This window comes from Lentzea sp. HUAS TT2, from assembly GCF_051853195.1.
Lineage (GTDB): Bacteria > Actinomycetota > Actinomycetes > Mycobacteriales > Pseudonocardiaceae > Lentzea.
Genome location: NZ_CP196667.1, coordinates 826028 through 838912 on the forward strand (window position 1 = coordinate 826028; position 12885 = coordinate 838912).

The 12885-nt window shown below is 68.5% G+C and carries 12 protein-coding genes; 3 read left to right on the forward strand and 9 right to left on the reverse strand.

Annotated features, from left to right (window positions below; translation table 11 throughout):
- Nucleotides 1-3 precede the first annotated feature (3 nt).
- Nucleotides 4-2031: a 3-hydroxyacyl-CoA dehydrogenase NAD-binding domain-containing protein gene (locus ACSHWB_RS04210; protein ID WP_439660767.1), complete on the forward strand. Its 2028-nt coding sequence runs from the start codon at nucleotides 4-6 to the stop codon at nucleotides 2029-2031.
- Here the strand turns inward: ACSHWB_RS04210 and ACSHWB_RS04215 are convergent.
- Nucleotides 2028-2978: an AraC family transcriptional regulator gene (locus ACSHWB_RS04215; RefSeq protein ID WP_439660768.1), complete on the reverse strand. Its 951-nt coding sequence runs from the start codon at nucleotides 2976-2978 to the stop codon at nucleotides 2028-2030. The two genes, ACSHWB_RS04210 and ACSHWB_RS04215, sit on opposite strands and share 4 nt — an antisense overlap.
- 217 nt (nucleotides 2979-3195) lie before the next feature.
- Nucleotides 3196-3573: a DM13 domain-containing protein gene (locus ACSHWB_RS04220; protein WP_439660769.1), complete on the reverse strand. Its 378-nt coding sequence runs from the start codon at nucleotides 3571-3573 to the stop codon at nucleotides 3196-3198.
- Between the two features lie 240 nt (nucleotides 3574-3813).
- Between ACSHWB_RS04220 and ACSHWB_RS04225 the strand changes: the two genes are divergently transcribed.
- Nucleotides 3814-4164 carry a hypothetical protein gene (locus ACSHWB_RS04225; protein WP_439660770.1) on the forward strand — a complete coding sequence of 117 codons (351 nt, stop codon included), beginning with the start codon at nucleotides 3814-3816 and terminating at the stop codon, nucleotides 4162-4164.
- Between the two features lie 123 nt (nucleotides 4165-4287).
- On the opposite strand, the gene ACSHWB_RS04230 is transcribed toward ACSHWB_RS04225, so the two are convergent.
- The 3 genes from ACSHWB_RS04230 to ACSHWB_RS04240 form a co-directional block, all read right to left on the reverse strand.
- The gene (locus tag ACSHWB_RS04230) at nucleotides 4288-4671 is read right to left on the reverse strand and encodes a hypothetical protein (protein ID WP_439660771.1); all 384 of its coding nucleotides are present in this window, start codon (nucleotides 4669-4671) and stop codon (nucleotides 4288-4290) included.
- A gap of 67 nt (nucleotides 4672-4738) precedes the next feature.
- Entirely contained in the window at nucleotides 4739-5764 is a 1026-nt protein-coding gene (locus tag ACSHWB_RS04235) for a LacI family DNA-binding transcriptional regulator (RefSeq protein WP_439660772.1), read from the reverse strand.
- 78 nt (nucleotides 5765-5842) lie between these two features.
- Complete coding sequence (locus tag ACSHWB_RS04240) at nucleotides 5843-6865, reverse strand: GNAT family N-acetyltransferase (RefSeq protein ID WP_439660773.1); 1023 nt, start codon at nucleotides 6863-6865, stop codon at nucleotides 5843-5845.
- 73 nt (nucleotides 6866-6938) lie between these two features.
- On the opposite strand from ACSHWB_RS04240, the gene ACSHWB_RS04245 reads away from it, so the two are divergent.
- A complete protein-coding gene (locus tag ACSHWB_RS04245) occupies nucleotides 6939-8138 on the forward strand; it encodes an esterase-like activity of phytase family protein (protein ID WP_439660774.1) in 1200 nt (399 codons plus the stop codon).
- Between the two features lie 79 nt (nucleotides 8139-8217).
- On the opposite strand, the gene ACSHWB_RS04250 is transcribed toward ACSHWB_RS04245, so the two are convergent.
- The 4 genes from ACSHWB_RS04250 to ACSHWB_RS04265 all read right to left on the reverse strand — a co-directional run bounded on the left by ACSHWB_RS04250 (nucleotide 8218) and on the right by ACSHWB_RS04265 (nucleotide 12707).
- Nucleotides 8218-9639 (reverse strand): GH1 family beta-glucosidase, encoded by a 1422-nt coding sequence (locus ACSHWB_RS04250; RefSeq protein WP_439660775.1) that lies wholly within the window; start codon nucleotides 9637-9639, stop codon nucleotides 8218-8220.
- 2 nt (nucleotides 9640-9641) lie between these two features.
- The gene (locus tag ACSHWB_RS04255) at nucleotides 9642-10466 is read right to left on the reverse strand and encodes a carbohydrate ABC transporter permease (protein ID WP_439660776.1); all 825 of its coding nucleotides are present in this window, start codon (nucleotides 10464-10466) and stop codon (nucleotides 9642-9644) included.
- 4 nt (nucleotides 10467-10470) lie between these two features.
- Nucleotides 10471-11370 carry a carbohydrate ABC transporter permease gene (locus tag ACSHWB_RS04260; protein WP_439664512.1) on the reverse strand — a complete coding sequence of 300 codons (900 nt, stop codon included), beginning with the start codon at nucleotides 11368-11370 and terminating at the stop codon, nucleotides 10471-10473.
- A gap of 74 nt (nucleotides 11371-11444) precedes the next feature.
- Nucleotides 11445-12707 carry an ABC transporter substrate-binding protein gene (locus tag ACSHWB_RS04265; protein ID WP_439660777.1) on the reverse strand — a complete coding sequence of 421 codons (1263 nt, stop codon included), beginning with the start codon at nucleotides 12705-12707 and terminating at the stop codon, nucleotides 11445-11447.
- Nucleotides 12708-12885: the final 178 nt, after the last annotated feature.

Consider the following 12885-nt stretch of genomic DNA (forward strand, 5'->3'; position numbering starts at 1 on the left):
GGCATGCCGTTCCACTACGACAAGGACGCGGACGGCATCGTCACCCTGACGATGGACATGTCCGGCTCCGCCAACGTGATGAACGACGAGTACCGCGAGCTGATGGGCGACGCGGTCTCGAAGCTCGAGGGCGACGACATCACCGGCGTGATCATCACGTCCGCCAAGAAGACGTTCTTCGCGGGCGGCGACCTCAACGTGCTGATCGCGATCACGCCGGAGAACGCCTCGCAGGCGCTGGAGGGCGTCGAGGAGCTCAAGTCCCAGCTGCGGCGGCTGGAGAAGCTCGGCAAGCCGGTCGTGGCCGCGATCAACGGGACGGCGCTCGGCGGCGGGTTCGAGATCGCACTGGCCTCGCACCGCCGGATCGTGCTGAACGACAACAAGATCCGCGTCGGCCTGCCGGAGGCGACGCTGGGCCTGCTGCCCGGCGGCGGTGGCGTGACGCGCATGGTGCGACTGCTCGGCGTGCAGAAGGCGTTGCCGTTGCTCATGGAGGGCAAGCAGCTGCGGCCGGAACGCGCGCTGCAGGCCGGGATCGTGCACCAGGTCGTCGAGACGCGCGAGGAGCTGATCTCCGAGGCCGTCGCGTGGATCAAGGCGAACCCGGCGCCGACGCAGCCGTGGGACGTGCAGGGCGCGGGCGTGCCGGACCTGAAGTTCGGCGATCCCAACAGCTACGGCCTCCTGGCCGCGGCGCCCGCCGTGCTGAGCAAGAAGTCGCACGGCGTGTACCCGGCGCCGGAGAAGATCATGGCGACTGCCGTCGAGGGCGCCTACGTCGACTTCGACACGGCGTTGCAGATCGAGGGACGCTACTTCGTGGAACTGGCCTCGGGCCAGGTCTCCAAGAACATGATCACGGCGTTCTGGTTCAACCTCAACGAGGTCAACGGCCGCGCGTCCGCCACGGGCCAGCGCGTGGCCAAGCTCGGCGTGCTGGGCGCGGGCATGATGGGCGCCGGAATCGCCGAGGTGTCCGCGAAGGCCGGCATCGAGGTGGTGCTGAAGGACGTCAGCCTCGAAGGCGCCCAGAAGGGCGCTCAGGGCCTGGAAGGCATCACGCCGACCGACTCGGACGACGACCTCGCGGGCTGCGACCTGATCATCGAGGCCGTGTTCGAGAACCGCGAGCTGAAGAACAAGGTGCTGCCCGCCGCTGAGGCGAAGGCGTTGCCGGACGCGGTGATCGCGTCCAACACCTCGACGCTGCCGATCACCGGTCTCGCGTCGGCGGTGACGGCCCCGGAGCGGTTCATCGGCCTGCACTTCTTCTCGCCGGTGCCGAAGATGCGGCTCGTGGAGATCATCCGCGGCGAGAAGACGTCCGAGGAGACCCTGCAGCGCGCGCTCGACTACGTGCGGCAGATCGGGAAGACGCCGATCGTGGTCAACGACTCGCGCGGCTTCTACACCTCGCGGACGTTCGGCACGTACGTGATCGAGGCGATCTCGATGCTGGCCGAGGGCGTCGCGCCGGCGTTGATCGAGAACGTGGCGAAGAAGTCCGGCATGGCGGTCGGCCCGCTGGCGGTGTCGGACGAGGTGACGCTGTCGTTGCAGCTGAAGATCCACGACCAGACGCTCGCCGACGACCCGTCGCTCGTGTCGGAGAGCCCGGCGTACGACCTGATCCGCGAGCTGGTGTCGCTGGGCCGCAGCGGGAAGCCGACCGGCGCGGGGTTCTACGAGTACCCGGAGGGCGGCAAGAAGTTCCTCTGGCCCGAGCTCACCACCCGGTACGCGAAGGCCGACGCCGGGGTGTCCGAACAGGACGTGCGCGACCGGCTGCTGTTCGTGCAGTCGCTGGAGACCGTGCGGTGCCTGGACGAGGGTGTGCTGACGTCGGTGGCGGACGCGAACATCGGCTCGATCTTCGGGTTCGGTTTCGCGCCGTGGAGCGGTGGCACGCTGCAGTTCATCAACTCCTACGGCGTGCAGGCGTTCGTGGAGCGTGCGGACTACCTCGCCGACACGTACGGGGAGCGGTTCCGCCCGCCCGCCTCGCTGCGGGAGCGCGACAAGTACTAGGCGCGGTAGGAACCCGGCGATGAGCCGGTCCAGCGCTTGAAGGCACGGTGGAAGGCGCTCGCCTCGGAGAACCCGAGGCGCAGCGCCAACTCCTCCACCGACTCCCCTCCCCGCACCAGCGAGGCCACCGCCTGGTCGCGCAGCAACTGCTCCCGCACCTCGCGGAACGACGTGCCCTCGCCCGCCAGCCTCCTGCGCAACGTCGGCGCCGACACGCCCAGCTGGGCCGCCACGGCCTCCAGCCCGGTCACCCCGCGGCCGAGCAGCCGCCGCACGTGGCCCGCCGTGTCCGCGCCGTGGTCGCGGCGTGACAACAGCTCCGCCGGCGAGTGCCGCAGGAACCGCTTGAGCGCCGCCTCGTCCTGCACGACCGGCATGCGCAGGAACTTCGGGTCGAACGTGATCGTGGTGGCGGGCGCGTCGAACCGCAGCGGGCAGCCGAAGATCAGGTGGTACTCGGCGGCGTGCGCGGGTTCCGGGTAGCCGAACTCGGCGCCCTGCAACGGGATGCGGCGGCCGATGAGCCACGACGAGAAGCGGTGCCACAGCACGAGCAGCGACTCGGTGAGGAAGTGGTCGGGGTCGCCGGGGATGTGGAGCATGAAGCGGCCGTCGTCGAGGGACAGCTCCAGCGGGTCGTCGAAGAGCGCGTAGAAGGCGAGGCCGCGGCGCAGCGCCGACTCGAGGTCCGGGCAGTGCACGGCGAGCAGGCACATCATCGCGAACGTGCCGCGTTTGGACGGCCTGGGCCCGAAGCCCATGAACTCGTCGTCGAGGACTTCCCAGAGCGTCTGGATGAACTTCGTGTACTGGGCGGGCGTGACGCGCGCACGGTCGTCCGCGAGCAGGCTCGGGGGGATGCCGGCACCGAGCAGGACGACGGACGGCTCCTGGCACGCGCGGAGCGCCGCGCGCACGTAGTGGATCGCCACTGTCCTGGTGTGCACGACCCACAGTAAACGCCACCGGCGGTGCCGCGGCTCCGGGGAGAGTTGGAGCCGCGTCACCGCCGCAGTGGGCCCACCCAGTGAGCCGTACTCCTCGCCAACGGGGCTTCCGCACGCCCGTCGGCAAGGGACGAAGTCGCGTCCGTTGACGTTAACGCTATGTGGTCTAGACCAGGAAAGTCAATAGTGCGAAGAGAGCAGGCGAGGGCCTGATGTTTCAGGCTTGTTCCAGTGGTGCGACAGCGAACCCCGCACTGAACCGCTGGCACCAGATCACCACGCTCCGAATGCCGGAAACATCCACGCCCGAAGGAATCTCGTACACCTGGTCGCCACGATTTCCCTTCAGCTTGCCCAGGCTCGTGAATCCCTGACCGAATGTCTTCTCCGTCGAGCTCGACGGGTGCGGCGACAGGTAAACGTACAGGTCAGGGCCATCGCTGGTGTCCAGGGAAGCGAACTGGACCGAATGTGCGCCACCCGGCAGCCTGATCAGGCTGGCCTTACCGGTGGTCGCGTGTTCGAGCGAACGCCACTGCCCGGCGGCGACCTCCTTCGGCGTTTCCGCGATCTCCTTCGTCGTTTCGGCGGGCACCGGAACGGGCGTGGACACAGGCGCGGAGACGGACGTGGAAGTAGGTGCGGCGGGCACCAGCAACGCGTCGTGCGTTTCGCGAACCGTGAGCAGCCGCCACGGCTGGAACAGGTACAACCCGACCCCGAGAGCGACGACCACGATAACTGAGACGGGAATCAGGAAACGGCGATGGCGCATACCGAAAATACTGGCGCAAACCGGACCGAAAAGAGCTTACGGAGTTGTTAGGGTGCCGCCGTGGCGACACAGGCGAGGATCGGCCAGGCCGTGCTCGGCGTCCTGATGATCGGCTGCGCGCTCACCGGCCTGTTCCCCAGACCGGTTCCGCTCCTCTTCGCCATCGCCGCGGTGGGCACGGCCAACGCCGCGTTCCCCCTCATGCGCGTGTTCGGCTCCGCGCTGCTGGGCGGCGTGGCGGCCGCCTCGATCGCCCTGTCCTCGGTCCCGTTCGTCACCTGCTCCACGGAACGCTTCACCGAGGTGTTCACCTGCTCGGGTGACGCTCCTACGTGGCATTTGACCGGAACCGTGCTGGTGGCAGGCCTTTCCGGGGCCAGTTTGGTGCTGGCCCGGATCACAGTTCAGTGACAGCGATCACTCAACCGGGGCCGTCAAGGAGCCGATAAGGCATCCAGGCGAGCGTTCTCCTGCGACCGGCCCAGCCGGTAATCTGCCGAAGAGCGTGATCGCCCGACTTCACACCGTGAGCATTTAGAGGAGGACTGCTGTGCGCGCACTGTGGGCCGCAGGTGGTTCCGCTGTGCTCGGGTCAGCGTTGCTCGGCGTGCTGGTGGGCATGGCGATCCACGGAGCAGGCGGCGAGGAGCCACTGGGCAACACGCCTGCGTCCACCTGGATCAGGTCGGTCCCCAGCTCCGCACCGAGCACGACGGAGAGCACGACCGCGGACAGCAGCGCCCCGTCGAGCCCGAGCAGCTCAGCCCCGAGCACGCAGCAGACGCCGAAGAAGACCACGCCACCCCCGGCGGCGCCGAACCCGGCCGAGCCCCCGCCGCAGCCGGTGCAGACGACGACGGCACCACCGTCCTCGTCGGGGTGGCCGTGCAGCCCGTTGAACCCGCTGCCGCCGCCCACCTGCAAGAACCTGGGCTAGGCCAGCCCTCCGTCGCGCACCCACGGAGTGCGCGACGGGGCAGGTGGATCAGGCGGACTCGCGCCGCACCAGCACGGTGGGCAGCATCTGCTGCTTGCGCTTCACGGTCTCGTCCCTGAGCAGCTTCATCAGGTGCTCGACCATGTGCTTGACCTGCTCGTCCGAGTCCTGCCGCACCGAGGTCAGCGGCGGCGTGGTGTGCTCGGCGATCGCCACGTGGTCGTCGAACCCGACGACGGCGACGTCCTCGGGCACCCGGCGACCGGCGTCGTGCAACGCCTCCAGCGCGCCGGCCGCCATGAGGTCGGAGGCCACGAACACGGCGTCGAGCGCGGGCATCCTGGCCAGCAGGGCGGACATGGCCTTGCGGCCGCCCTCGCGGGTGAACCCGCCGTCCTCGGTGAGCCGGGCGGCACCCTTGTCGTCCAGGGACAGGGCCGACTTGAAGCCGTTCAGGCGGTCTATGGCGGACAGCTCGTCCAACGGCCCGGACACGTGCACGATCTTCTTGCGCCCGAGCGACTTCAGGTGCTCGGTGGCGAGAACGGCACCGCCCTCGTTGTCGTTGTCCACGAGGTGCATGCCCCGCAACGATCCCCAGGGCTTTCCGGCGTACACGACCGGCAACGGCAGCTTCTTCACGACGGAGACGACCTCGTCGTTGCGGTGCGGCGCGAACACCAGCGCACCGTCGACGTGACCGCCAGCCAGGAACCGGTGCGCACGAGCCTGATCATCAGGCGAGTGCACCAGCATCAGCACCATCTGCACGTCGACGTCGGCCAGCGCCTTCGCGCCGGCACGGATCAGGCGGGCGAAGTGCGGGTCATCGAAGATCTTGGGCTCTGGCTCGGAGAACAGCACGGCCACCGCGCCGGTGCGGCGGGTGACCAGCGCCCGCGCGGCGCGGTTCGGCTGGTAGCCCAGGGCCGACACCGCGGCGTTGACCGCCTCCAGCGCTTCCGGGCTGACCCGCGGCGACGCGTTCAGCACTCGTGACGCTGTGGCGCGGGAAACCCCTGCCCTCGCGGCAACGTCTTCCAACGTCGGACGCGCGTGGTTGGACACGAGCACCACCACTCCTCGATGAAAACCTTTGAGTCGCTAAGCAGCTTAGCCCCCAGCGATCTCCGAGGAGGGTTTCCGCGCAGTTCATCGTGTTTTTTCGGCTACGTCCGTCGTGATCGGCGTCTTCAGAGCACGCGCGCGTGGCGTGATCGACACCCTGAGCAGACCGTCCTCCCGGCGTGTCGTGGTCGCGAGACCGGCGCGGGCGGCCGTACGGACCAGAGCGGTCTCCGAGGGCAGGCACCACGCCACGAGCTCCGAGAACCCGGCAGCACGGGCGTCCGAGGCCAGCGCGTCGAGCAGGGCCGCGCCGACGCCACGGCGTTGCCAGGCGTCCTCGACCAGCAGCGAGATCTCGGCGCAGTCCGGGGTGCCGGTGTGGATCAGCTGACCGAGCGCCACGACCTGATCACCGCACTGCCCGACCACCGTGGTCCCGCGCGGCGGGCTGAGCAGGCGGTGCAGCCAGCGGCGGGGCACGGTGCGCATGCCGGAGTGGTAGCGGTTGAACATGGTCCGCATCGAACTGCGGGCGTGCAGACCGGCGACGGCCTCCTCGTCGGAGGCGGAACCGGGGCGCAGCACCAGCGCGGCGCCGTCGTCGGTGAGCACCGCTCGCATCGAGGGCGCCGGCGCGTCCACGAGGTCCAGCAACGCCTGGGCGCGCGTGAGCTCGACCTGGGTGAACCGGGACCAGCCGCGGCGGACCACCCACTCCCCCAGCTGGACCTGGCCGTCCGCGGCCTCGCCGACCGTCACCGAGTCGGCGGCCAGCACCTGACGGAGCGCCTCCCCGGTCTGGTCCGGGTCGGACAACGCCATCCTGGCCGCGCGCAGCACGGCCGTCGGCTGGTCCACGAGGTCCCGGACGTCGGCCCTGGTGATCCCGACGCACTTGGCACCCTCGCTGCGCACGGCCTCGATCAGGTCTGCGGGGAGCACGCCCTCGGCCGCGCGCACGACGATCTCGTCCAGCACTCCGCCGGGAACGGGGATCACGTGCAGCGCGAGGACGTTGCAGTCGGCGGAGGCCAGCCGGACGGTGACGCGCGCGAGCGCACCGGGGCTGTCGCTGAGTTCGAAGCGCAGGCGCCATGTCGTCGTCATGACGTCAAGAGTTCATGGAACTTGTTGCCGCGACGCGAACCACGGGTAAAACGATTCTCATAGGGTCGCGGGCATGAGGAGAACACTGGCCGTAGGCCTCACTTTGCTCACCGTCACGGCACTGGCCACGCCCACCACCGCCGCTCCGCAGGCAGCCGGTCAGAAGGCTCCGAAGCAGGCCACGCTGACGAACTTCGCCTTTCTCCCGGCGGAGACCTACCTGCCCGGCAGCGAACCGAGCGGTGCCGCGCTGGGAACGGCCCCGATCAACGGGGTCACGCCGCCGTTCGCGGACCAGCCGATCCAGGGCTTCAGCGGTCTCGTCCGCAACAGCGACGGCACGTTCGACGCCATCTCCGACAACGGCTACGGCACCAAGGCCAACAGTGCGGACTTCCTGCTGCGCATCCACCGCATCGCGCCGGACTTCAGGACCGGCCGCGTCGACGTGCTCGGCGGCATCACGCTGACCGACCCGAACGGCCACATCCCGTTCCCGCTGACCAGGCAGGACCGGGTGATCACCGGCGCCGACATCGACGTCGAGTCGGTCACCCGCGGCGCCGACGGCACCTACTGGATGGGCGACGAGTTCGGCCCGTACCTGCTGCACTTCGACCGCGCGGGCCGCCTGCTCGCCCCGCCGGCGCCGCTGCCGGGCGTGCGGGCCCCTGAGAACCCCGCCGGCAACCCGAACCTGGGCGGCAGCAAGGGTTTCGAGGGCATCACGCTCTCCCCGGACGGCAAGAGGATCAACGCGCTGCTGGAGGGCACCGTCGCCGGTGACACGCCGGGCACGCTGCGCCTCAACGAGTTCGACATCGCGTCCAGCTCCTTCACCGGCAAGACGTGGAAGTACCAGCTGGAGAACCCGAACTTCGCCATCGGCGACGCCATCGCGGTCGACGGCAACCGGCTGCTGATCATCGAGCGGGACAGCGCGCAGGGCGCGGACGCGATCGTCAAGCGCGTCTACCTCGCGGACAAGCGGGACAAGGACTCCGACGGCAAGCTCGACAAGACGATGGTCGCCGACCTGATGAACCTCGCCAACCCGAAGCACGTCGGTGGGCAGGCGGACCCGTTCAAGTTCCCGTTCGTCACGATCGAGGACGTGACGATCCTCGACGACCGCACGATCGCGGTGCTCAACGACAACAACTTCCCGTCGTCGTCGGGCCGCACGCCGGGCAAACCGGACAACAACGAGTTCATCACCATCAGGCTCGCGGACAACCTGCACGCCGACCCGAGGGTCCTGCGCAGGCGCTAGACACAAGAGAGCGCTCTCACCTGTGGACGGAGGTATCCGCAGGTGAGAGCGCTCAGGCCCCCTCGGCCCGTCTGGTGCGCTAAACGGTGTAGCCGTGCGCGGGAAGCCCGTTCTGCCCGATGATCCGAGCCAGCGTGGCCGCGCTCTCCTTGACCGTCCGCGCTTGCGTCTCGAAGTCGACGTGCACGATCCCGAACCGCTGCGAGTACCCGGCAGCCCACTCGAAGTTGTCGAGCAGCGACCACGCCAGGTAGCCGCGGATGTCGGCGCCTTCGGAGATCGCCCTGTGCACCGCGCGGACGTGGTCCACCAGGTACTTCGTCCGCTGCACGTCGTGCACCCGGCCGGCGGGCTCGACGACGTCCGGGAACGCGGACCCGTTCTCCGTGACCACCAGCGGCACGCCGTCGGTGTCCCGCGACAACCGGACCAGGAGCTCGGTGAACGCGTCGGCGTTCTGCTCCCACCCGAACCCGGTGAGCTCGCCCTGCGGCGGCTGCAACGCCACACCGCGCAGGCCCGCGTGCGGACCGGCCGGCACGAAGTCGGGGTCAGCCGGCGCGACGCGGGTCGGGTTGTAGTAGTTCACGCCGATCCAGTCGATCGGGGTCGCGATGGTCTCCATGTCCCCGTCGCGCACCACGTTCGTCCAGTCGCCCAGCCACGTCGTGTCCTGCAGGACGTCGAGCGGGTAACCGCGGCCGAGGACCGGGTCGAGCAGGATGCGGTTCTGCAGGCCGTCGACCTTGCGCACCGCCTCCCGCGAGGCCTCCGAGTCGCTGTCGCCCCAGATGGTGCTGAAGTTCAGCACGATCGAGAGCCGGTGCGAGTCAGGTGCCTGCGCGCGCAACGCCTGCGTGGCGAGCCCGTGGGCCAGCAGCAGGTGGTGCGCCGCCTCCAGGGACGCCACCGCGTCGGTGATGCCCGGCGCGTGGATCCCGTTGCCGTAGCCCAGGAACGCCGAGACCCACGGCTCGTTCAGCGTGGTCCAGGCCTGCACCCGGTCGCCCAGCCGTTCGTGCACGATGGCCGCGTACTCGGCGAAGCGGTAGGCGGTGTCGCGATTGCGCCAGCCGCCGAAGTCCTCCAGGACCTGCGGCAGGTCCCAGTGGTACAGCGTCGCGAGCGGCTGGATGTTCTTCTCCAGCAACGAGTCGACCAGCCGGTCGTAGAACGCGAGCCCGCGCTCCTCGACCTTGCCGCTGCCGCTGGGCTGGATCCGCGGCCACGCGACGGAGAACCGGTAGGAGGCCAGCCCGAGCGACTCCATCAGGTCCACATCGGACTGGTAGCGGTGGTAGTGGTCGCAGGCCGGGTCTCCCGTGTCGCCGGCCAGCACCTTGCCGGGCGTCGCGGCGAACGTGTCCCAGATCGAGGCGCCACGGCCGTCCGCGGTGGTCGCGCCTTCGATCTGGAACGCCGCGGTCGCCGCTCCCCAGAGGAAGTCCGGCGGGAAGGTCAGCACCTCCCGCCCGACCTCGACGTCCGAGTCGGTCGTCATTCTCATCCCTTCAGCGCACCCTGCATGATCCCGCCGACGATCTGACGCGACAGCAGGATGAAGATCGCGATCACCGGCAGCACCGCGATGGAGGCGCCGGCGAGCATCAACGAGTAGTCCGTGTAGTAGCCACTGGCCAGCGTCGACAGGGCGACCTGCACCGTCGGACTGTCGTTGGGGTCCAGCACGATCAACGGCCAGAAGAAGTCGTTCCACGCCGTCATGAACGTGAACATGCCCAGCACCGCGGCCTGTGGCCGCACCGCGGGGAAACCCACGTGCCAGAACGTCCGCAGCACCGAACAGCCGTCGACGCGTGCGGCCTCGATCAGCTCGTACGGCACCGTCTCCTCGCACGCCTGCCGCATCCAGAACACCGCGAACGACCCGATCAGCACCGGCACGATGACCGCCTGAAGCGTCCCGTACCAGTCGAGGTCGGACATCAGCATGTACAGCGGGATCACGCCGAGCTGCGTCGGCACCATCGCGGTGCCGAGCACGAGCAGGAACAGCGAGTCGCGGCCCTTGAACCGCAGCCGCGAGAACGCGAACCCTGCCAGCGTGCCCAGCACGACGTTCGAGATCGCCACGGTCGCCGCCACGATGAACGAGTTCTGCATGGCGAGCCAGAAGTCGACGGTGTCGAAGACGCGGGTGATGTTCTCGACCAGGTTGCCGCCGGGGATCAGCGGCGGGACCTTCTCGCCGAGGACCGAGTTGTCCTTCGACGCGACGATGAACGAGTAGTACAGCGGGAAGATCGACGCGGCGAGCACGGCGACCAGGAACCCGTAGAGCAGCGGCCCTGCCTTGGCGTTCTTCATGCGATCACTCCTTGCCCGCGATGCGCCTGGTCAGCGTGAAGTTGACCATCGCGACCAGCAGGACGACCACGAACAGCATCCACGCGACGGTGGCCGCGTAGCCTGCGTCGAACAACCGGAAGCCCTTCTCGTACATGTAGAGCACCAGCGTCTGGAACTGCCGGTCGGAGCCACCGGTGGAGTTGTTGGCGGCGAACCCCGGGTCGAACAGCGCCGGTTCCGCGAACAGCTGCAGACCGCCGATCGTCGAGGTGACGACGGTGAACAGGATCGTGGGCCGGATCGACGGCACGGTGATCGACCAGAACATGCGCCAGCGACCGGCACCGTCCAAAGTGGCCGACTCGTACATGTCCTTGGGCACCGACTGCATCGCCGCCAGGTACAGCAGCGCGTTGTAGCCGGTCCACCGCCACATGACCATGGTGGACACCGCGAGGTGCGAGGCCCACGTCTCGGCGCGCCAGTCGATCGGGTCGATGCCGACGAAGCCGAGCAGGAAGTTCACGATGCCGAAGTCGCGGCCGAAGAACTGCGCGAACACCAGCGCCACCGCGGCGACCGAGATGACGTTGGGCAGCAGCACGCCTGCCCGCCAGAACGCACTGCCGCGCAGGCCCCTGTCCAGCAGTGCGGCGAGCCCCAGCGCGGCCAGCAGCTGCGGCACCGTCGAGAGCACGAACAGGCTCAGCGTGTTGAACAGCGCGTTCCAGAACTTGCTGTCGCCGAAGAGCTCGACGTAGTTGGCGAGACCGATGAACCCCTGGTTGCCATCGATCAGCTGCCAGTCGTGCAGCGACACCCACGCCGTGTACACCAGCGGGTAGAGCCCGAAGATCCCGAACACCAGGAAGAACGGCGCGATGATCAGGTACGGCGTGTACTTGGCGTCCCAGTTGCTCAGCCGGAAGCGCTTCGGCTCCTTGGAAGGCGAAACCGAGACGGCCGGAGCCGCCTCGGTCTCTGGACGAGTCACCGTCACTTGGCGGCGTCCGTCGCTTCCTTCAGGGCCTGCGTCCACGCCTCAGCCGCGGACTGCTTGCCCTGCTCCACGCGGGTCAGCGCGGTGCCGAACACCGGTCCGACCTTCGAGTCCTTCGTGCCGCGGTAGGTCGGCTTCAGCGACTCCGCCGAGGTCGCGAAGATCTGGCCCACCGGCGCCTTGCTGAAGTACTCGTTGACCGTGGCCTGCACCTCGGCGTCCTGGTACACCTTCGGCTGGCTCGGCAGGTTGCCGGTCTCCTTGAAGATCCGCTTCTGCTGCTCGGGGGCCGTCAGCCACTTGGCCAGCTCGTAGGCCTCCTTGGGGTGCTTGCCCTGCTTCGGGATGGCCAGGAACGAGCCGCCCCAGTTGCCGCCACCGCCGGGCGCCGTCGTCACGTCCCACTTCCCGGCTGCCGCGTCGCCGGCACCCGCCTTGATCAGCGCGAGCGCCCAGGCCGGGCAGGTGGTGGTGGCGAACGAACCCTGCTTCAGCGCGACGTTCCAGTCCTGGCTGAACGGCTCGAGGGCACCGGTCTGCTGCTTGGTGCCGAGCGCCGCCGCCGTGTCGAACGCCGTCTTGACCTTGTCGTTCTTCTCCGCGATGTACGAGTCGTCCTTCGCGAAGTAGCCCTCCTCGGTCTGGTCGAGGATCGCCTTGTAGACGTTGCGGCCGGTGTCGACGAACTTCACGTTCGGCGTCTTGGCGGCGAACTGGTCGGCGACCTTCGCGTAGTCGGCCCAGGTCGGCCACAGCTTGGCGACCTCGGCCCTGTCGGTGGGCAGACCAGCCGCGGCGAACAGGTCGCTGCGGTAGCAGAGCCCCAGGCTGCCCATGTCCGTGCCCAGCCCCAGCACGAACTCACCGCCGTCGGCCGTGCCCTGGTTCCACTTCCACCCGGCCCACTGATCCTTCAGATCCTTGGCCCCGTACTCCGCCAGGTTCACGAACTTGTCCTTGGAGGCGCGGAACTGCGAGACCACGCCTTCCTCGAGGGCGACGATGTCCGCGGCACCACGGCCACCCGCGAGCTGCGTCGCGAGCTGCGTGTTGTGCTGTTCCATCTTGACCTTGCGCTGCTCGATCTTGATGTTCGAGTGCGAGGCCATGTACTCCTCGATGAGCTTGTCGTACCCGAAGTCGGAGAACAGACCCAGCGACAGCTCGATCTTGCCGTCGGCCCCGGAACTCCCGCCGCATCCAGCGACCAGAACCATCGCGAGGGTCGCAGCGACGCTGCCGACCAGTCTTGTGCTCATCCGTCCTCCTCGACGACGCCGTGAGCGGCGCTTAACTGTGATGAGAGCGCTCTCACACTCAACCGGAGACGCGCGGGTGTCAAGCGGTCGACATCGTTCCGTAACTTTGTGGAGGCAGGCAACAAAAACTTGGACCGAAACGCCGAGCGTCTTGGCCGCGGTTGCTCTCCCTACCCCC

What these genes read in the sequence shown, in the direction of transcription:
- ACSHWB_RS04250 (WP_439660775.1), bottom strand. Translation starts at nt 9,639, where the DNA reads ATGACGACCGACTCGGACGTCGAGGTCGGGCGGGAGGTGCTGACCTTC.
- ACSHWB_RS04255 (WP_439660776.1), bottom strand. Translation starts at nt 10,466, where the DNA reads ATGAAGAACGCCAAGGCAGGGCCGCTGCTCTACGGGTTCCTGGTCGCC.
- ACSHWB_RS04265 (WP_439660777.1), bottom strand. Translation starts at nt 12,707, where the DNA reads ATGAGCACAAGACTGGTCGGCAGCGTCGCTGCGACCCTCGCGATGGTT.
- ACSHWB_RS04210 (WP_439660767.1), top strand. Translation starts at nt 4, where the DNA reads ATGCCGTTCCACTACGACAAGGACGCGGACGGCATCGTCACCCTGACG.
- ACSHWB_RS04245 (WP_439660774.1), top strand. Translation starts at nt 6,939, where the DNA reads ATGAGGAGAACACTGGCCGTAGGCCTCACTTTGCTCACCGTCACGGCA.
- ACSHWB_RS04240 (WP_439660773.1), bottom strand. Translation starts at nt 6,865, where the DNA reads ATGACGACGACATGGCGCCTGCGCTTCGAACTCAGCGACAGCCCCGGT.